This window comes from Stenotrophomonas sp. GbtcB23 (assembly GCF_019091045.1).
Taxonomy (GTDB): domain Bacteria; phylum Pseudomonadota; class Gammaproteobacteria; order Xanthomonadales; family Xanthomonadaceae; genus Stenotrophomonas; species Stenotrophomonas rhizophila_A.
The window spans coordinates 1-233 of record NZ_JAGXKC010000717.1; the positions used below are offsets into that span (position 1 = coordinate 1).

Here is a 233-nt window from a genome sequence, read left to right on the forward strand (position 1 = left end):
ACCTTCCCGCGGGTTGCGGTAGCGGGCCCGCCCTACGTGGCCAGCTTCCACAGCCAGGCGCTGCTGCCGCTGTTCGCCTTGCCGATTCTGCTGATGCTGCGCACGCCGAGCCAGACCCAGGCCGAAGCAGTCGCCGATAGCGGTCGGACGGTGCTGCCGCTCTTGGCGATGCCGCGCTATCTGCTGGCCGTGGCTGCGGGCGTGGTGTCCTATGGGGTGTCGGCGTTCGTGAT

Annotated in this window: 1 pseudogene; it reads left to right on the top strand. The window is 69.1% G+C overall.

What is annotated here, in order from left to right:
• Positions 1-233: pseudogene (locus KVS69_RS20685) on the top strand (MFS transporter); the annotation flags it as partial.